General features: G+C 71.6%; 16 protein-coding genes. 4 read left to right on the forward strand and 12 right to left on the reverse strand.

Features of this window, described 5'->3' with window-relative positions; all coding sequences use genetic code 11:
• Nucleotides 1-217 precede the first annotated feature (217 nt).
• The 4 genes from BC793_RS20495 to BC793_RS20510 form a co-directional block, all read right to left on the reverse strand.
• Nucleotides 218-2,797 (reverse strand): ABC transporter permease, encoded by a 2,580-nt coding sequence (locus BC793_RS20495; RefSeq protein ID WP_109594540.1) that lies wholly within the window; start codon nucleotides 2,795-2,797, stop codon nucleotides 218-220.
• The gene (locus BC793_RS20500; protein ID WP_109594542.1) at nucleotides 2,794-3,549 is read right to left on the reverse strand and encodes an ABC transporter ATP-binding protein; all 756 of its coding nucleotides are present in this window, start codon (nucleotides 3,547-3,549) and stop codon (nucleotides 2,794-2,796) included. Before BC793_RS20500 ends, BC793_RS20495 begins: the two co-directional genes overlap by 4 nt.
• Before the next feature lie 100 nt (nucleotides 3,550-3,649).
• The gene (locus BC793_RS20505) at nucleotides 3,650-4,294 is read right to left on the reverse strand and encodes a response regulator transcription factor (protein ID WP_109594544.1); all 645 of its coding nucleotides are present in this window, start codon (nucleotides 4,292-4,294) and stop codon (nucleotides 3,650-3,652) included.
• Complete coding sequence (locus tag BC793_RS20510; RefSeq protein ID WP_109594546.1) at nucleotides 4,282-5,511, reverse strand: sensor histidine kinase; 1,230 nt, start codon at nucleotides 5,509-5,511, stop codon at nucleotides 4,282-4,284. Before BC793_RS20510 ends, BC793_RS20505 begins: the two co-directional genes overlap by 13 nt.
• Nucleotides 5,512-5,622: 111 nt before the next feature.
• On the opposite strand from BC793_RS20510, the gene BC793_RS50275 reads away from it, so the two are divergent.
• Nucleotides 5,623-5,799 (forward strand): hypothetical protein, encoded by a 177-nt coding sequence (locus tag BC793_RS50275; protein ID WP_170167254.1) that lies wholly within the window; start codon nucleotides 5,623-5,625, stop codon nucleotides 5,797-5,799.
• Nucleotides 5,800-5,991: 192 nt separating this feature from the next.
• Here the strand turns inward: BC793_RS50275 and BC793_RS20515 are convergent, their stop codons facing one another.
• From BC793_RS20515 to BC793_RS20545, 7 genes are all read right to left on the reverse strand, one after another.
• Complete coding sequence (locus tag BC793_RS20515; RefSeq protein WP_239170200.1) at nucleotides 5,992-8,904, reverse strand: GGDEF domain-containing protein; 2,913 nt, start codon at nucleotides 8,902-8,904, stop codon at nucleotides 5,992-5,994.
• 81 nt (nucleotides 8,905-8,985) lie between these two features.
• Nucleotides 8,986-10,455 carry a S8 family peptidase gene (locus BC793_RS20520; RefSeq protein WP_239170201.1) on the reverse strand — a complete coding sequence of 490 codons (1,470 nt, stop codon included), beginning with the start codon at nucleotides 10,453-10,455 and terminating at the stop codon, nucleotides 8,986-8,988.
• 354 nt (nucleotides 10,456-10,809) lie between these two features.
• Nucleotides 10,810-11,961, reverse strand: coding sequence for an RNA polymerase sigma factor (locus tag BC793_RS20525; protein WP_109594695.1), 1,152 nt, complete (start codon nucleotides 11,959-11,961; stop codon nucleotides 10,810-10,812).
• A 167-nt stretch (nucleotides 11,962-12,128) separates the two neighbouring features.
• On the reverse strand, nucleotides 12,129-12,536 hold the full coding sequence (locus BC793_RS20530) for a YciI family protein (RefSeq protein WP_109594550.1): 408 nt from the start codon (nucleotides 12,534-12,536) through the stop codon (nucleotides 12,129-12,131).
• Between the two features lie 84 nt (nucleotides 12,537-12,620).
• Nucleotides 12,621-12,827 (reverse strand): hypothetical protein, encoded by a 207-nt coding sequence (locus BC793_RS20535; protein WP_109594552.1) that lies wholly within the window; start codon nucleotides 12,825-12,827, stop codon nucleotides 12,621-12,623.
• Nucleotides 12,828-12,840: 13 nt separating this feature from the next.
• The gene (locus tag BC793_RS20540) at nucleotides 12,841-14,076 is read right to left on the reverse strand and encodes an MFS transporter (protein WP_239170202.1); all 1,236 of its coding nucleotides are present in this window, start codon (nucleotides 14,074-14,076) and stop codon (nucleotides 12,841-12,843) included.
• Between the two features lie 9 nt (nucleotides 14,077-14,085).
• Nucleotides 14,086-14,535 carry a MarR family winged helix-turn-helix transcriptional regulator gene (locus BC793_RS20545; RefSeq protein ID WP_109594554.1) on the reverse strand — a complete coding sequence of 150 codons (450 nt, stop codon included), beginning with the start codon at nucleotides 14,533-14,535 and terminating at the stop codon, nucleotides 14,086-14,088.
• 111 nt (nucleotides 14,536-14,646) lie between these two features.
• On the opposite strand from BC793_RS20545, the gene BC793_RS20550 reads away from it, so the two are divergent.
• The gene (locus BC793_RS20550; RefSeq protein WP_109594556.1) at nucleotides 14,647-15,948 is read left to right on the forward strand and encodes an MFS transporter; all 1,302 of its coding nucleotides are present in this window, start codon (nucleotides 14,647-14,649) and stop codon (nucleotides 15,946-15,948) included.
• A gap of 1,262 nt (nucleotides 15,949-17,210) precedes the next feature.
• Here the strand turns inward: BC793_RS20550 and BC793_RS20555 are convergent.
• The gene (locus BC793_RS20555) at nucleotides 17,211-17,948 is read right to left on the reverse strand and encodes a phosphatase PAP2 family protein (protein ID WP_109594558.1); all 738 of its coding nucleotides are present in this window, start codon (nucleotides 17,946-17,948) and stop codon (nucleotides 17,211-17,213) included.
• A 129-nt stretch (nucleotides 17,949-18,077) separates the two neighbouring features.
• Here BC793_RS20555 and BC793_RS20560 point away from each other — a divergent pair, with 129 nt between their 5' ends.
• Together BC793_RS20560 and BC793_RS20565 are read left to right on the forward strand one after the other, a co-directional pair.
• Nucleotides 18,078-18,437, forward strand: a complete 360-nt coding sequence (locus tag BC793_RS20560; protein ID WP_203896317.1) for a metalloregulator ArsR/SmtB family transcription factor — start codon at nucleotides 18,078-18,080, stop codon at nucleotides 18,435-18,437.
• The gene (locus tag BC793_RS20565; protein ID WP_109594562.1) at nucleotides 18,434-18,931 is read left to right on the forward strand and encodes an SRPBCC family protein; all 498 of its coding nucleotides are present in this window, start codon (nucleotides 18,434-18,436) and stop codon (nucleotides 18,929-18,931) included. The genes BC793_RS20560 and BC793_RS20565 overlap by 4 nt, the downstream gene beginning before the upstream one ends.
• Nucleotides 18,932-18,944: the final 13 nt, after the last annotated feature.

Consider the following 18,944-nt stretch of genomic DNA (forward strand, 5'->3'; position numbering starts at 1 on the left):
CCGACGTCCGCTCTTCGCCTGCTCAACCGCTCCCGCCAATGCCCAGCCACCGCCTACCCCCCATCCGCTCCCACTCCCGCATACGCCCAGTGGACGCCAGTCCGGACACGCCTACGCGCTCCAGGCGGGTGGCCGGGCAGCCGCCGCTACTCCTTCGCCCAGCGGACGCCAGCCGGACACGCCCACGCGCTCCAGGCGGGTGGCCGGGCAGCCGCCGCTACTCCCTGATGCCGATGTGTTCGAGGGGTGGCACGCGTACGAGCCGGGCGACCGGCAGGATCGTCGTCGCCATGGCCAGGACTGCCGTACCACCGAGGACGGCGACCAGGCCGAGCGGCGGCACGTAGGGCACGAGACTGCCGGTGAGCGCCCGCACCGCGCTGCTCAGGGTCAGCGCGGCGATCGCGCCGCCGAGAAGCACCGCGACACCCAGCAGGCCGGCCTGCTCCGCGTTAATCATGCGTTTGACCTGGCGGCGCGTCACCCCGGCCAGGCGCAGCACGGCGAATTCACGCCGCCGGGCGAGGGCGGCCATGACCATCGTGTTGGCGGCGGCGACCACGGTGTAGCCGACCATCACGGCGATCAGCAGCCGGTTGAGCCAGGCGCTGAGCGCGAGGTCCTTCGCGAGTCCGCCGGTCAGGGTCGCGGTGTCGACCAGGGCGCTGCCTGGGTGCGCGGCCACCACCTCCTGAAGGGCGGCGTCGGCGGCGGGCGAGGCACTGATCAGAATCTGGTCGTCGAGGTTGGTGGCGGTGTGCCCCACCACGGCGGACCGGGACAGAATCACGTCGCCGAACCCGAGCCCACGCTCGTAGATCGCGACGACCCTCACCTCGGCGGGCGTGCCGTCACCCAACCGCAGCGCGACCTTCTCCCCCACCTCCCAGCCGAACGTGGACGCGTGCGTCTGCGAAACGGCGACGGTCCCGTCCCGGAGGTCGGCCAGGCTGCCGTCGGTCACCCCGAGGTCGAGCGTTTCGGCCAGCGCGGCGGGGTCCACGGCGCGGGCCCCGATCGACTCGCCGTCGCCCAGCAGGGACACGACGACGCTGGTGTTGCGGACGGGGGTCGCCGCGCGTACCCCCCGGATCGCACGAACCTCGGCCACCGCGGTGTCGGACAGGCCCGTGCCGGCGACCAGCGCCCGCGTGGCGAGCAGCCCGGACCGGCTCTGCGCGACCGCCTGCCGCTCCAGGTTGTCTTGAAGGAACCACACCGATCCGCCGAATCCGACCGCCAGCACCAGCGACGTCAGGACGGTGGCGGCGCCGCGGGCATTGGCGCGCAGGTTGGCGGCCGCCAGGTATCCGCTGGTTCCGAACATCACTGTCAGCAACGGTGCCAGCAGTCGTGCGGCCGTGGCGTTGATCCACGGTGCCAGCAGGGCGACCGCCAGGACGAACAGGTAGAGCATGCCGAGCGCGGCACCGAGCGCCGCCTGCCCACCCGCGGCGACCGCCGCGAACGCCGAGGAACCCGCGGCGATCAGTGCGACGAGCCCACCGATCCATCGCGCGCGGCCGGCCGGCGCCGCTTCGGCCGCCGCCTCGCCGAGCGCCTCAGCCGGCTTGATGCCGCTGACCCGGCGCGCGGCGAGAAGCCCGGCGAGCACGGCAGACACCAGAATGATCATCACAGCGGTCGCCGCCGCGATCACGCCCGGTGACATCGGGAAGCCGGCGGGCAGGAAGCCCCGGCCGGTCAGTTCATCGGCCAGCCGATGCGCGGCTGCCAGGCCGGCGGGCACACCGATCACCGAGGCGACCAGTCCGACAAGCGCCGCCTCCATCATGATCATGCGACGTACCTGTCCCGGCGTGGCCGCGACGGCGCGAACCAGGGCCAGGTCACGACGCCGGTGCCGCACGCTGAGGCCGACGGTCGCCGCGACCACGAAGACGATGAGCAGAACCACATAGCCGCCGAACGACGCCCCGACCTGGACCAGCAGCCCGGCGGCAGCCTCGTCCGCCGACCGTTCCGCGCGCCCGCTGTCAGCTCGGCTCAGCACCCGGGCGTCTCCGGCGGCCTGTGCGATCTGGTCACCGACCCGGTCGAGGTCGACGCCGGGGGCGGTGATCACGCCGATGGCGCTGACGGCCCCACGATGCGGCGCGAGATCCGCGGCGTGAGCGTCGCTGAAGAACACCGCGGCACTCCCGGCACCCCGCGCCAGACCACTGATCCGGTACGTCCGCAGCGCTCCCCCGACGAGCAGTCGCACCTGCTCACCCACCCGTGCCGGCCCGGCGTCCTGCTCCGACGTCCGTCCGCCCGCCGGTTCCGCACCCAGGACGACTTCGTCGTGCAGGTTCGCATCCAGGACGACCCCGTCGTGCAGGTTCGCACCCAGGACGACTTCGTCGGCGTGGCTCGGCGCCCGGCCGTCGGTCAGCTCATACGGGGTTAGCACGGCACTGGCCCAGCCACGGCCGGCCAGCGCCATTCCGGTGGTGGTGTGCACCGGGATGCCGTCGTCGACCGCGACCGTCGTGACGCCCTCGACGGCCCGGATCCGTTCGGCCAGGTCGGCGGGCACGGTGCCGCCCTCGGGCAGCGCGACCGTGCTCCGGGTGATCTCGCCGTCGAACTGCCTGCTGGTGAACGTGGTGTCGGGCCGCGCCACGACGAGATCGGCGGCCGCATAGCGAACCGGCTCGGGGTGATACCTCAGGCCGGACTCGACGAGCACCCCCATCGCGGTGAGGATCAGAGCGCCCAGGGCCAGGGCCAGCAGGGTGGCGACGGACGACCCGGGGCGGTGGCGCAGCATGCGCATGGCCAGCGAGATCATCGGGTCACCACCCGGCTGCGGCCGAGAGCGGCCAGGTGCTCGGCGATCCGGTCGGCGCCGGGCTGCGGCATGTCGTGCACGATCCGCCCGTCGGCCAGCACCATGACCCGGTCCGCGTAGGAGGCCGCCACCGGGTCGTGCGTGACCATGACGACGGTCTGGCTGTGCTCGTCGACGATCCCGCGCAGCAGGAGAAGGACCTCGGCTGCCGTGTTCGTGTCGAGCGCGCCGGTCGGCTCGTCACAGAAGATCACCTCGGGCCGGGAGACGAGGGCACGGGCGATCGCGACCCGCTGCTGCTGGCCGCCGGAGAGGGCGGACGGCCGGTGCCGCAACCGCTGCGCCAGGCCGGTCCGCTCGACGATCTCCGCGATCCACGCCGGGTCGGGCCGGACGCCGGACAGGCGCAGCGGCAGCAGGATGTTCTCCTCGACGGTGAGTGCGCCGATCAGGTTGAACGCCTGGAAGACGAACCCGACCCGGCCACGGCGCAGCTCGGTCAGCCTGGTCTCGGAAAGCCGTGACAGCTCGGTCGCGCCGATCCACACGCTGCCGTCGGTGGGCCGGTCCAGGCCCGCCGCCACCTGTAGCAGCGTGCTCTTTCCGGACCCGGACGGTCCCATGATCGCGGTGAACGTGCCGCGATGGAACGTCGCGTCGACACGGGTGAGAGCGTGTACTGGCTCCCCGTCGGCCTGATATGTGCGGGTGAGCCCGGTGACGCGCACTGCGGGCTCGGTGTGGACGGACATTCGCTGGCCTCTCCGTGTGCTTTGCTGTTCGCGGAGAAGTCTGTTGTCTGCGGCAGCCACGGAGAATGAAGCGGCCTGCCCAACCCTGGTACAGCAGGCACTACTTCTCGAGGTAACGCAGCACGGCGGTCACCCTCCGATCGGCACTGTCGTCGGGGGCGAGCCCGAGTTTGGCGAAGATGCTGCGGATGTGCTTGTGGACGGCACCGTCGGTGACGAAGAGGCGTTCGGCGATCGCCGAGTTGCCGAGACCCTCGGCCATCAGGGCGAGCACCTCCCGTTCCCGGGCACTGAGGGATCCGAGCGTGTCGCCGGGCCGGGATCGGGCCAGCAGTTGGCCGACCACCTCCGGGTCGACGGCGGTCCCTCCACCGGCCACCCGGTGCAGGGCGCTGAGGAACTCCTCGACCCGGCCGACCCGCTCCTTGAGCAGGTAGCCGAGGCCGGCGGAGCCGTTCGCCAGCAGGTCGGTGGCGAAGGCCTGCTCCACGTACGCCGAGAGCACCAGCACGGCCAGACCGGGCTGCCGGCGACGGGCCTCGACCGCGGCGACGATGCCCTCGTCGGTGTGTGTCGGCGGCATCCGGACGTCGACGATCGCGACATCTGGCCGGTGCTCGTCGACGGCGGCCAGGAACGGACCCGGGGAGTCGGTGGTGGCGATGACGTCCAGGCCCTCGGCGCGCAACAGCAGGGCCAGGCCCTCGCGCAGCAGGGCGTCGTCCTCGGCGATCACGATCCGCACGGCAACTGCACCTCCAATATCGTCGGCCCGCCGGGCGGGCTGGAGATCAGAAAGCGGCCATCGTAGGCCTCGACCCGCCGTCGGATTCCGGCCAGCCCCGATCCGCCGCCCTCGTCGGCGCCGCCGGTCCCGTCGTCGGTGACCCGCAGACGCAGCCGGTCACCCTCGCGACGCAGGGTGACTCCGACCGCGGTCGCGCCGCTGTGCTTGACCACGTTGGTCAGGGCCTCGGCGACCACGAAGTAGGCGGTCGCCTCGACGGAGACGGCGCACCGGCCCGGCACGTCGACATCGATCTCGCACGGCACGGCGCAGGTGCCGGCCAGACCGGCCAGCGCCCCGGTCAGGCCACGATCGTCGAGCACCGGCGGCAGGATGCCGCGCACGACCGTCCGTAGCTCGGCGAGCGCCTGCTCGGTGGCCTCCTGCGCACGGTCGAGGATGTCGGCGACCGCATCCGGGTTGCGGGTCTGCGCGCGGCGGGCGGCCCCGATCAGCACGTTGAGAGCGACCAGCCGGTTCTGGGTGCCGTCGTGCAGGGAACGCTCGATGCGGCGCAGCTCGACAGCGTGCGCGTCGAGAGCCGCCGCGCGTGTCATGGTCAGCTCGGCCACCCGCCGGGACAGGTCGACGTCACCCCGGGGTGGGAGCAGCCGGCGGCCGGGAAGGGCCTGGAGCCGGGCGATCCCGGGGCCGAGGAGCACGGCGACGACGGCGAATCCGACGCCGACCAGGGCGACGCCCAGCGCGTCGGCGAGCCCGTCGACCCGCCACCAGACCATCCCGGGTGCGCCCAGCTCAGGGTCGATCGCCCAGAACCACAGCGGAAAGGTGCCGTCCTCGACCGCGTAGACCGGCAGACTGATGCCGATGGCGCCGAGCAGGAATCCGGCCGTGCCGTGCCAGGCCAGCCAGCCCAGCTCACGGCGGACTCCGGGGTCGCGCCACGCCTCGCGGACACCATCGGGCAGTGGTGGTGGACCGATCAGCGCGGGGCCCCAGCGGGTCAGCCGGGCGCGCTCACGGTCGGCGACCGCTCGGGCGACCCGGAACACCGTGGGAATCAGCAACAGGCCGATGCCGACCAGGCAGAACGCCGCCACGACGGCCGCCCAGATCAGAGCGCCGAGGGCGAGCAGCGCGGTGCCGAGGCCGCCGACGATGCGTTCCAGAGCATCGACGGCGGCGCGGAGCCTGCGCCAGTTCTCCTGTGACATGCGACGAACGATAGGCCGCCGGCCGGCGCGCGACAGTAGCGCAGGCTATACCTCCAAGAGTCGCCCTGGCGGGATGGCTGCGGCCCACCGCCGGCTCATAACGTGACCGGCATGGAAGAGACACGCACCTGGCTACGGCCGACGCTCTGGGCGCTGCTGATCGTGAGCCTCGCCGCCAACGGCATCACGTCCAGCCTCGGCGTCAACCTGTTCATCGCCGCCGGTTTCGGTCTGGCCGCGCTCGCGTGCGCCGCGGTCCTGGCCGTGCAGCACTACCGATCCCGCTGACCTGTTCGGCGGCCCCGGCCACCGGTTCGCCCGCCGGTGGAAGACGTGGGCGGCCGCGATCCCCGGAAGACCGAGAACGAGGAGGGCGATATGTGTAAAGCGTTGCGGCGGTCCGCGCGGCCCGCTTCAAACGGGGAGTCGCCCACCGGCCCGGGCCGCCGTCAGCCAGGTGAGGAACTCGCGCGGCCCGCCTCAGACCGGGAGTCGCCCACCCGCCCGGGCCGCCGTCAGCCAGGTGAGGAATTCGACGGGTGGGATCGGCTTCGAGATCAGATATCCCTGGATGGCGTGGCAGCCGTGACGGCGCAGGTAATCGAGTTCATCCTGCTCCTCGACGCCCTCGGCGACGACGGTGAGGTCCAGAGCACGGGCGAGTTGCAGCGCGGCGTCGGTGACGGCACGCCGGGTGCGGTCGGTGACGATGTGCCGCACGAAACTCTTGTCGATCTTGACCTCGTGGATCGGCAGGTGGGCGAGCCGTCCCAGCGACGAGTGACCGGTGCCGAAGTCGTCGATGGAGAGCTTCACGCCCAGGCCGTGCAGCGCGTCGAGGGTCCGCCGCGAGTTTGTCGGGTCGGCCATGATCGCGTTCTCGGTGATCTCCAGGGTCAAGGCCTCGGGGGGCATCCCGTGCCGGCGCAGAGCCTGCTCGATCTGGCCGGTCAGGGCCGAGTCGGTGAGCATGTCCGGCGACAGGTTCACCGCGACCGTGAGGGGGTGGCCGAGACCCCGCCAGGTCGCGCAGTCCGCGAGTGCGGTGTCGAGCACATGCCGGGTCAGCGGGCCGATCAGGCGGGCCTGCTCGGCGAGGGGGATGAACTCGTCGGGCGGCACCGGGCGGCCGTCGTGCTGCCAGCGCACCAGTGCCTCGGCACCGAGGACACGGCCGGTGGCCGGGTCGACCTTCGGCTGGTAGACGACGGTCAGCGTGCCGGCGTCGACGGCGACGCGCAGGCCGGCCATCAGGGCGAGGCGGCGAGCCGTGTCGTGGTCGTCCTCCGGACGGTAGACGCGGATACCGCAGCGGGAGTCCTTGGCGGCGTACATGGCGAGGTCGGCGCGGCGCAGCAGAAGGTCGGCGTCGGCGCCGTGCTCCGGGGCCACACAGACGCCGATGCTGACCTGCACGTCCAAGTCCAGGTCCCCGACGGGTGCCGGCATCTCGACGGTCCGGCGGACGTCCTCGGCGAGCGCGACGATCGCCTCCTGACTGGCGCCGTCCCGGATGATCAGCGCGAATTCGTCGCCGCCGAAGCGGGACACGGTGCCGTGCCGGCCGTACCGTTCCTCCAGCCGCCGGCCGATCTGGCGCAGCAGGTCGTCACCGGTGTCGTGGCCGAGGCCGTCGTTGACGTCCTTGAAGCGGTCCAGGTCGAGCAGCAGGACACCGACCGTCCCACCGTCGGCGACCGCGGCGTCGGTGGCCTCCTGCAGATCGGCGAGGTAACGCTGCCGGTTCGGCAGGTCGGTGAGGGGATCGTGCGCGGCGGTGTGCCGCAGCCGTTCGAGCAATCGCACCTCGGACAGCGCGCCACCGGCGTGCGACGCCATCGCCTGCAGCAGACGCAGGTGGTCGTCGGTGAAAGCGGGCGTGTCCGCCATGCACTCGGCGACGTAGAGCACGCCGGTCAGATCGCCGAGACGGACCGGTACGGCGATCGCATCGGGACGCAGCACCGGCGTGCCCGTGCGGGCAGGCTGCCACCACTCCTCGTCGCCGACCGCCTCCGAATCCGCACCGTCCGGGGCAGCGTCGTCAGCCGAGCCGCTGACATGCCCATTCACGCCGGGAGCGACGACATCGCGGTCGATGCCGGAACTGCCGGAGACCGGTCCGGCGCCGGACCCGGCGGATACGTGTTCGGCGACGCGAGCGTCGGAGACCGATTCGCCGCCCGCCCGAGGGCTTCGCAGAGCGGCGATGACGGGCTCGCCGTCAGCCCGGGGGTTTCCGGAAGCGGAGGTGACCGGCTCGCCGTCAGCCCGGAGGCTTCCGGGAGTGAAGGTGACGGGCTCATCCTCCGCCCGAGGGCTTCCGGAAGCGCAGGTGACCGGCTCGCCGTCAGCCCGAGGGCTTCCGGAAGCGGAGGTGACCGGCTCGTCGCCGGGTCGCCATACGCCAGGGGCAGTGGCGGTCGGTGTGCCGCCTGCGCTGCCCGCCCCGTGGCTGTCGAGGCGCTCGGTGACGGTGGCGAGATCGAACTGCTCGCGGCCGTGCAGACGGACGCGAACCAGACGACCGTCCTGCGGGACGATCAGGGCGGCCTCCTCGGCGCGGACCACGTCGCGCGCCTGGCCCAGTACCGTGCGGGCCACCTCGCCGGCATCGGTCAGCCCGTCCAGCGAACTGGTGAACCGGTAGAGGTCCTCGACCTGCTGGTGGGTGCGGGTCTGCTGGGCATACCGGTCGAAGACCCGGTAGGTGGCGAAGACGAGCACACCGAGCAGCAGCGCCGCCCAGATCTGCTGGCGGACCAGGAGCGCCGTCACCAGTGCGAGCGTGGTGGAGACCGCGACCAGCGGCATCTGCAGCAGCTCTTTGACGTCGGCGCTCAGCAGCCGCCGCCATTCCTGGCTGTCGTCGTGCAACGCGATGACCGCGCTGATCAACACGATCGACACCAGGTCGGCGACGAACGTGGCGGCGAACGCGGCCGCCCAGCCCCTCGGCCCGTACGGGTCGGCGGCACCGCCGAGCGCGTAGAAGACCACCGCGGCCATGGTGGCCTGCGTGAGGTACAGAGCCGTGTTGAAGACGAGCTTGCTGCCCCGCTGGCTTCGCAGCACGATCAGCCCGGCGAGCGCGCCGACGAGCCGGACCAGCACCAACAGCACGGGATGGATCATGAGCAGGCCGAGGACCAGCGGGATCTCACTCAGGCTCATCGTGTGCGCGCCCCGGCGGACCGGGAACTTGACGGTGAACCGCTCGGCCAAGGCGAAGAGCACCGCCAGGGTGCCGAGGAGCAGCAGCCCGGCGCCCTGCGGCGAGGGCGGCCCCAGGAGCCGCCACATCGCCGCCTGGACGACCACGACCACCAGTGTCAGCGCCGCCGAGAGGGCGAGGACACGTGCGCTGGGTGTGCGTACTCCCTCGCCTGCCATGTCTCTCCCCTCCCGGCTGTTCGTCCTCCCTGTCGGCTGTGTTCCGCCAGGCATGAGCGAACGTGTGCGGCAGCGACCGGATCAGGCCCAGCTTCGGCCCGCCCAGGAGCGTCCGGCCCAGGTGCCGTACGCCCAGGAGCGACCCGTCCAGGTGCCGCCGTTCCAGGATCGTCCGGCCCAGGAGTCGCCCGCCCAGGACCGCCCCGCCCAGGACCTGCCGGTCCAGGTCACGATCGCCCAGGTGCTCGACGCCCAGGAGGTGCCGGTGAAGGCCTGTCCGGACCACACCGAGCCGTTCCAGGTGCCACCCGTCCATGCCCTGCCGTTGCGGGCGGCGGTGACCCAGGTGAGCGGCACCCACGGCTTGCCGAAGATGTCTCGTTCACCGATGAGCTGGATACCGGTGACGCCGTCGACGAGGTGACTGGTGCCGCGGGACGCCTCCAGCGTTCCGAGCCCGGTCGCGGCCTGCCACGTCTGGGTGGCACCGAGCGGCGCGATCAGGGTGGCGGCCCCGGCGATGTCCAGCTGGCCAGCGCCCGAGCCGATCGGGTCGGGCTTGGCCAGCGGGTCCGCGGTCTTCATCAGCAGCTGTTTGACCTGATCCGGGGTGAGGCCCGGGCGCTGCTGCAGCAGCAGCGCCACCGATCCGGAGACCACGGCGGCGGCCTGCGAGGTGCCGCTGCCGCGGAACAGCCTGTCACCGACGCGCGCGGCCGGGTACTGGGTGTCGATGTACGAGCCGGGTACCCGCAGCGAGACCAGCGAGCGGCCGGCCGCGATCAGATCGGGGTGCCGGGCCGCCGTGCCCCGGTTGCTGAACGTGGCGATCGTGTCGTCGGTGCGGGCTTCGGTGCCGTTCGGGTCGGCGGCCCCGACCGCGAGGACGTACGGGTTGGCGGACGGCATGGTCATCCGGGCGGCGCCGTCGTTGCCGGCGCTCACGACCACGACGATGCCCTTCTTCCAGGCCGTCTCCACCGCGAACGACAACGGGTCGACCAGCGAGGGCTGGATCGAGTCGGTGCCGAACGACAGGTTGAGGACCCGGATGTTGAGGCCCGGGTCGTTACGGTGCGCGACCACCCAGTCGATGGCCGCGATGACCTGGGAGACGTCGACGGCACCGTCGTAGGCGGCGGTCTTCAGACTGATCAGGTGTGCGCCGGGGGCGACACCCTCGTAGCCGCCGGCCGGGTCGGATCCGGCGATGATGCCGGCCATATGAGTGCCATGGCCGTAGGTGTCGGTGTGCTGCAGGCCTGGTGTCTGCGATTCGAACGACAGGTCCGGGCCGTTGATCACCTTCCCGGGCTGGTTCAGCCCGGGAACCGGAGCGATCCCGGAGTCGATGAGCGCCACGCCGATACCCGTGCCGGTCAGCGACGCCGTGTCGACTGTTCCGTTTCTCACCTTGCCGCCGGCGGCTCCCCTCACCGCCGTGACGGCGGCGTTGACCCCGCCTATGTCGAGCCAGGCGCTACCGGCCAGTTCCCCCGTTGCTTCGGCCGCCTGCGCGGGTGCGGCGCCGAACGGTGTGGTCGCGAGCATTGCCGCCACCACACCGAATCCGGTTCGCCGAAGCCACCGTCTGGTCTCCACCATTTGCTCCCTCTTTCCCGTGACACGCGTTGGCGTGCATCGGCAGGGCGCCCAGCGAACTGAACTTTTCCCCGGCTCGTTTCAGGTCACAGCGTGAACAGGGACGGCGGACGGCGACGGGTGGAGGAGCGGCGAGGCGGCGGAAGGCAAGGCGGCGAGCGGACGGACGCAGGACGGAGGACGGGAGGCGAGGCGACGAGCGACGGGCGACGCCACGGAACGGCGCTGGGACGGCGCAAGGACGCATGCAAGAGAGAAGGCGGAGACAGCGAGGACGACCGGTGGGCGGCGGAAACGGGCACGCTAGTGGGGAGGGTGATCGCGGGCGTTGAGGCGGGCAGCCTGCCGGGTCAGGTGATCGCGCTCGGCGAGGTTGCCGGCTTGGCGGGCGGCTACGGCGTACAGCTGGGCTGCTTTGATCTGGTCGCCTGCCTTCTCGTGCAGGTAGGCCGCCGCCGCGGTGTGGCGGGGCAGGGTCGGGTCGAGTTCTGCCAGGGCCGCGAGGCCGGCGTGTGGGCCGTCGGCCTCGCCGACGGCGACCGCCCGGTTGAGCCGGACCACCGGGTTGTCGGTGAGGCGGGTGAGTTCGTCGTACCACTCGACGATCTGTACCCAGTCGGTCTCGGCGGCGGTCTGCGCGTCGGCGTGCAGCGCCGCGATGGCCGCCTGCGCCTGGAAGTCGCCGAGCCGGTCTCGGGAGAGCGCCATCTGGAGGATCGCGACGCCCTCGGTGATCATCGTGGTGTCCCAGCGGGTGCGGTCCTGTTCGGCGAGGGGGATGAGACTGCCGTCGGGGGCGGTGCGGGCCGTGCGGCGAGCGTGGTGCAGGAGCATGAGTGCGAGCAGGCCGGCGACTTCCGGGTGGTCGATGGCCGTGGCGAGCCGGCGGGTGAGCCGGATCGCCTCGGTGGCCAGGTCGACGTCGCCGGTGTAACCCTCGTTGAACACCAGGTAGAGCACGCGCAGTACGGTCGCGACGTCGCCGGGCTGGTCGAATCGCACCGCGGACACGGTGCGTTTCGCCCGGCTGATGCGCTGGGCCATGGTCGCTTCGGGGACCAGGTAGGCGTCGGCGATCTGCCGGGTGGTGAGCCCGCCGACAGCCCGCAGGGTGAGCGCGACCGCCGACGCCGGTGTCAGCGACGGGTGGGCGCACAGGAAGTACAGCTGGAGCGTGTCGTCGATGGGCGGTGCCGGGCCGGCCGGCGGTTCCTGGTCGACGATGTCCTCGCGCCGGCGCCGGGCGGCGTCGGCGCGGGCCGCGTCCAGGAACCGCCGCCACGCGACGGTGATGAGCCACCCCTTCGGATCCCGTGGCGGATCGCCCGGCCAGACCCGGATGGCTTCCACCAGGGCGTCCTGCACGGCGTCCTCGGCCGCCGCGAAGTCGGCTCCGCGGCGGACGAGGATGGCGAGCACCCCGGGCGTGAGTTCCCGAAGCCGGGCGTGGTCCAGACCCGAGAGCGCCTGACCCGGACCCGAGAGGGCCCGGCACGGACCGGGAGACGCCTGACCCGAACCGGGAGACGCCTGACCCGAACCGGGAGACGCCTGGTCCGGACCGGGAGACGCCTGGCCCGGACCCGGCGCGGCCTGGCCGGGAGGGCCGGGTGCGGGGTCGGTCACTCCGTGACCGTGGGCGGCATGTGGAGGAACGGGCGGAGTTCGAGCCACTCGTGGATCGGCAGCCCGCCGTGACCTGGTGCCGCCGACAGCTCCCCGGCGAGTTCGACGGCCCGCTGGTGGCTGTCCACGTCGATGATCATCCAGCCGGCGATGAGGTCCTTGGTCTCGGCGAACGGTCCGTCGGTGACCGGCGGACGGCCCTCGCCGTCGTAGCGGACCCAGGAGCCCTCGGGGGCGAGGGCGTCACCGCTGACGAACTCGCCGCTCTCCTCGAGTCGCGCCGCGAAGTCGTTCATGTACTTGATGTGGGCGGAGATCTCCTCCGGCGTCCACTTCTCCATCGGCACGTCGTTGACGGCCGACGGGGCGCCCCGGTAGTGCTTGAGCAGCAGGTACTTCGCCATGATGGGTGTCTCCTCGGCAATGGTGTGCGACCCATTCTGGTCGCGCTTCGTCCCGGGGACGGAGCCGCACCCGCGTTCTCGACATCAGTCCGGCAGGATTTCCCGGCGAATCCGTGATCCGGCGATTTCGAAGATTGCGATCACGGCCACGGAGACGCCCAGCTGTACGTACCACCGGCTCAGCGGCGTGTCCTGGAACCGGTCCAGTCGGAACACCACGTTGAGGACGGACACGACGGCCAGCCAGCTGATCTCGACGGTCCAGTCCTTCCAGGTCACCTTGTCGGTCATGGCGTTGATTCTGCTAAGCGGCGGCCTTCGGCGGATCTTGCTGTGGCTGGATCTCGGCATATACCTCAGGTGGTAGCCGGACCAGCAGCAGCGGGCTGAACAGGATCAGCACCCCGGCGGTGACCAGCGCGATCCGTGGGCTGGTGAGGTCGGCGAGAACCCCGGCGAGTGCGCTGAGCACGGCGATGGCCATCCCGCCGCTGATCGACCAGGCGGTCAGGGTGCGGGCCAGCAGTGGGGCGGGCGTGTGTTCGAGGCGGTAGGTGGCGAGGACCGGGCCGTACAGGCTCATGCAGATGATGATCGCCATTTCGAGCACGATCACGGTGCCGAGGCCGACCATTCCGGGCTGCACGAACGCGAGCCCGGCCAGCCACACGACACGCAGCGTGCCGACGACCCGGAGGACCCACGGCCGTCCGCGGGCGGCGACGACGCGGCGGGCCAGGCGGGAGCCGATCAGGCCGCCGAGGCAGGGTACGGCGAACGCGAGCCCGTACTGCCAGGGCGGGAATCCGAGTTCACCGAGCATGAGGACGGCCAGCAGTGGTTCGGTGGCCATGATCAGCCCGTTGACGACCAGGTTGTTGAGGAACAGCGCCCGCAGTCCGGGGTGGCCGAGCAGGTGCCGCCACCCGTCGACGAGTTCACGGCCGCGCGGCGACGGTGCCCGCGGTGCCGGGGCCGCCTCGCGACCGCGGATGCCGGTGAGGAACAGCGCCGACAGCAGGTAGCTGACGGCGTCGGCGATCACGGTGATGACCGGCCCGAACAGTCCGATCGCGGCTCCGCCGAGCGGCGGCCCGACGGCGATGGAACTCCAGTTGGTCGACTCGAACCGGGAGTTCGCCACCAGCAGGTCGCCGGGTGGCACGAGTGCCTTGAGGTGGGCACCGGCCGCGGCGTTGAACGCGATCCTGGCGGCGGCGACGACGGCCGACACGATCAGCAGCTGGACGAACGTGAGCATCTCGAACGCGTACGCGACGGGGATCGTCAGCAGCACCGCGAACCGTACGAGGTCCATCGTGATCATGACGGGCCGTTTGCGCCGGAACTCCATCCACGGGCCGAGCGGCACCGCGATCAGCGCGCCGACGGCGGGCCCGATCGCCGCGAGTGCCGACACCTGCGCGGCCCCGGTGTGCAGGACCGTCACGGCGATCAGCGGTAGTGCTCCGAAGGCCAGCCCCGATCCGTAGGCACTGACCGCGTACGACGCCCACAACCACCGGAACCCCTGCGCCACCCGAGCAGGCTACCGGCCGCCGAACGCCACTTTGGTGAGCAGCCCGGTGAGGGTTTTGCGTTCGTCGTCGGTGAGGCCCGCGAAGCTGGTGTCACCCGCGGCGCGGACCTCGGTGAGTGCCTGTTCCAGCAGTTCACGCCCGGCCGGGGTGGCCACGATGATCCGGGAGCGGCGGTCGCGGTCGTCCGGTCGCCGCTCGACGAGCCCGCGTCCCTGGAGGTCGTCGATGAGGGCGACCACCTGGCTGGGGTCGAGCCCGAGGAACTCGCTGAGTTCGCGCTGCGACGGCCCGAAGCCCTGGCCGGCCAGCCACAGCACGGACAGGGAGCGGACCTTGAGCTGGAACGGTGCGAGCCGCGCGTTGGCCACAACGCTGGTGACCGCTCTCGCCCGGGCCAGCAGGAACGCCGGGTCGGCCGCGAGGTCCGAGCCGAGCAGGCGGTGGAGGGGCTCGGTCATGGTGCGGAGCCTATCCGAGTCACGCAGGAGAGTTGAGAACTTCAATCATTGACTTTCTCAACTATTTGGGTCCACGATGGCCCGAGACCCCTCCCATCGAGGCAGGCCAATATGGATCTTGCAGCGAAAGAAACCGGTGAGGTACGCCGGGTCGTCCTCTCCAGCTACCTCGGAAGCACCATCGAGTTCTACGACTTCCTGCTGTACGGCACCGCCGCCGCCCTGGTCTTCCCGGCCGTCTTCTTCTCCGGCCTGGATCCGCTGACGTCGGTGCTGTTCTCGTTCGGTACGTTCGCCGCCGGCTATCTGGCCCGTCCGGTCGGCGGCATCCTGTTCGGCCACTTCGGTGACCGGATCGGCCGCAAGCGGATGCTGGTCGTCACGATGTTCCTGATGGGCGTCGCGTCGTTCCTGATCGGGCTGATCCCGAGCGCCGCCGTCATCGGCGGCTGGGCCGCGGTCCTGCTGATCACCCTGCGTGTCGTGCAGGGCCTCGCGGTCGGCGGCGAGTGGGGCGGGGCCGCGCTGATGGCCCTGGAACACTCCGGCGGCCGCAGCCGCGGTCTGGCGGCGTCGTTCGTCAACGCCGGGGCGCCCAGCGGCGCGGTGCTCGGCAGCCTGATGCTGGGCCTGTTCTCGCTGCTGCCGCAGGAGCAGTTCCTGTCCTGGGGCTGGCGGATCCCGTTCCTGCTGTCGGCGGTCCTGCTGGTGATCGGCCTGTGGGTGCGCAGCACGGTGTCGGAGAGCCCGATCTTCCTCCAGGCGCTCGCCGACGCCACCCGCCGGCCCCCGGCCCTGCCGATCCTGTCGGTGCTGCGCCGTCCCCGCGCGCTGATCCTGACCGCGCTCGGCGCGGGCGCGGCGTTCGCGTTCCAGGTCGGGATGGCCACGTTCGCGCAGACCTACGCCGTCGCCCACGGCACGGCCCGCCCATCGGTGCTGCCCGGCTTCTCCGCCGCCTCGTTCCTGGCGATCTTCGCGGTGATCGGCGCCGGCTGGCTCTCCGACCGCTTCGGCCGCCGCCCGGTCCTGCTCGCCGGCGCGATCGGCTGGGGGCTGCTGGCGTTCCCGCTGTTCGCCCTCTGGGGATCCGGCAACGGGTTGCTGGTCTTCACCGGCTTCGCGGTGGGTCTCGGTCTGCAATCGCTGATGTACGGCCCACTCGGCGCCTTCATCTCCGAGCAGTTCGGCACCGGCGCCCGCTACACCGGGGCATCGCTGGGCTACCAGCTGGCCACCCTGCTCGGCGGCGGCTTCACCCCGGCCGTCCTGGCCTCGCTCTACGCCGGCACCGGCGGCACGAGCATCACCCCGGTGGCCTCCTACCTGATCGCGGCGGCCGTCGTCAGCACCGTCGCCGTCCTGCTGATCCGCGAGGGCCGCCGCCACGACCTCGCGACCGTCACCCACTGATCTGATCCCCTCCCCCGTTCGGAGAATGCGATGAAACGCCTGCTCCTGACCCTGGTCCTGACCGCCGCCACGGTGGCCGGGATCCCGTCGGCCGCGTCCGCGGCACCACCGCCCGGCGAATACCACGGCACCCTGGCGAACGGTGCGACGTGGCTCGGCCACATCCCCGCGCACTGGAACGGCACGGTCCTGCTCTTCGCCCACGGGTTCGGCCCGCTGCGCCCGCAGGACGCGCCCAACGATCAGACCCGGGAGATCCTTCTCGCCGAGGGGTACGCCACCGTCGGCTCCTCCTACTCCGGGCCGACCATGTGGGCTCTGGAGACGGCGGTCGACGACCAGTTCGCGGCACTGGACGCGTTCACCGGTGTGCTCGGCGCGCAGCCACGGCGCACGATCGCCGTCGGCCGGTCGATGGGCGGGCTGGTCAGCGCGCGGCAGGCCCACGGGCCGCGCGGTGCGATCGACGGGGTGCTCTCGACCTGCGGCATCGTCGCGGGCGGCCTCAATCTGAACAACTACCAACTGGACGGCCTGCACGCGATCACGGCATTGCTGGCCTCCGGCCGTACCATCCCTGTTGTCCGTTATGAATCACCGGAACAGGCCGCGCAGGCCGCGACCGACGTCATCGCCGCCGTGACCGCCGCCCAGGCGACGCCGCAGGGCCGGGCCCGGATCGCGCTGGCCGCCGCGTTGTTCAACGTGTCCGGCGGAGCCGGGACGCCGGCCGCCCAGCAGGAGCGGCAGTTCCAGCAGCTGGTGGCCGGTGGCGCGCTCCAGCGGTATGTGACCGGACGGCAGCAGATCGAGCTGTCGGCGGGCGGCAACAGCGCCTGGAACCGGGGCGTCGACTACCGGGCGCTGCTCGCGGGCAGCACCCGGTCGGGGCAGGTGCGGGCGCTGTACCGGGACGCCGGCCTGGACCTGCGCGCCGACCTGAACCGACTGACCGCCACCGCCGACATCACCGCCGACCCGTGGGCCGTCGCCGATCTGCGCAGGTCCTCGATGCCGAACGGTGCCCTGCGGGTGCCGCACCTGACGATCCACACCCTGGTCGACGAGCTGGTGCCGGCCGAGCACAGCGAGTGGTACGAGGAACACGCGCAACAGCGCGGTGATCTGCTGCGTGGTCTGTACGTGGACGCCGCCGGCCACTGCACGTTCCGGGTCAGCGAGGATCTGGCCGCCCTGCACGTGCTCGAACACCGCCTCGATCACGGCCGGTGGCCGAACGACCCGGCCGCGTTCGGCGCCGGTTACCCGGGTGGAGCGCCGAGGTTCACCCGGGCGGAGCCGGGCCGGCTGGTCGGCGGGCTCGGCGAGCCGGGCCGGGGCAGCAGCGCCGTGAGGCCGATCGCAGCGCAGACCAGCAGGACACTGCCGACGATGTCGAGAACGTAGTGGTTCCCGGTGGCGATCACGTCGGCCACCATGAGCAGCGGGAAGATCCACGCCAGCGGCGCCAGGCGTGGGCGGGTGGGCCGGAGGGCGGTCCACACCGCGTACGCGCACCACAGTGACCAGCCCACGTGCATGCTCGGCATCGCCGTCCAGCCACCCGCGCGGGACGCGTCACCGAGGGTGCCGTAGAGCGCGACGATGTCGGCCGTCCCGGGCAGCGCGAACCGGGGCGGCGACATCGGGACCGCCCAGTAGACCGGCAGCACCAGCACCATCATCGCGATCATGGTGCGGCGCACCCGCCGGTAGACGCCGGTGTCACGCCGGAACGCCCACACCAGCACACCGACGATCACCAGGTAGTAGGCGCGGTAGAACCAGGCCGCCACGTGAGCGAGCGGGACGTGGGCGGCCAGCCACTGATTGACCGGCAGCGTGATGTCCAGATGCAGGGTCCGCTCGATCGACTGCAGGGTCAGTGCGTTGCCGGTGGCCGCCGCATGATCGCGGCCCATCAGGCTGTGTAGCCACGTGAACACCACGAACCAGGCCAGCAGGCCGGCCACCTCGGCGATCTTCCGGCGCCGCGACATCAGTCGAGGTGCCGGCGGGGGACGGTGTCGAACACGGCGCGGCGGGCTTCGGGCACGCCTCACCATAGACGAGCCATCGACGGGCTTGATGGGCGAGCAAAAGCGTAACCAATGGGTTACGCTTCCCGGGTGGACGAGGTGGCGGGCGCGATCGCTGATCCGGTGCGGCGGGAGATCCTGCTGATGCTGCGCGACGAGCCGCTGTCGGCCGGGCAGATCGCCGGGCGGTTCGCGATCAGCCGGCCCGCGGTCAGCCGGCACCTGCGGGTGCTGCGTGACGCCGGGCTGGTGCGCGACACCGCCGACGGTCGCCGCCGCGTCTACACACTGGTCACCGGGCCTCTCGACGAGCTGGCCGGCTGGCTGGGGCGGCTGAGCCGGCCGTCCGGCTGGCAGCACCGGTTCGACGCCCTGGAGACCGAGGTCCACCGCACCCGGCGGGAGCGGCGCCATGCCGCGCCCACCACAGCCGCAGAGGAGATCGCGTGAGCCCGACACCGACCGGACGCCTGTTCGGCGACGACCTGGTCCTGACCCGTACGTTCCGTGCGCCGATCGACGACGTGTGGGCGAGCCTGACCGAGCCGGAGCGTACGGCCCGCTGGTTCGGCCCGTGGAAGGGTGACGCCGCGCCGGGCCACGCCGTCCAGGTGCAGATGTCACTGGAGGACGGCGCGCCGTGGACGGACATGACGATCGAGGCGTGTGAGCCGCCGCGCCGGCTGGCGCTGTCGTCGGTCGACGACTACGGCTCGTGGGATCTGGATCTGACCCTGACCGAGAGCGACGGGGTCACCGAGCTGCGGTTCACCCAGCACCTGACCGGCACGGAGAACGTCGGCGAGGTGGGCCCCGGCTGGGAGTACTACCTCGATGCGCTGGTCGCGTCCCGCGAGGGCCGCCCGCTGCCGGAATTCGACGACTACTTCCCCGCACAGCGGGAGTACTTCGACGCTCAGCGGGAGACGAAATCGGGCGATTGAGGCGGCGATTCAT

Origin of the sequence: Actinoplanes xinjiangensis, assembly GCF_003148685.1 — a bacterium.
Classification (GTDB): domain Bacteria; phylum Actinomycetota; class Actinomycetes; order Mycobacteriales; family Micromonosporaceae; genus Actinoplanes; species Actinoplanes xinjiangensis.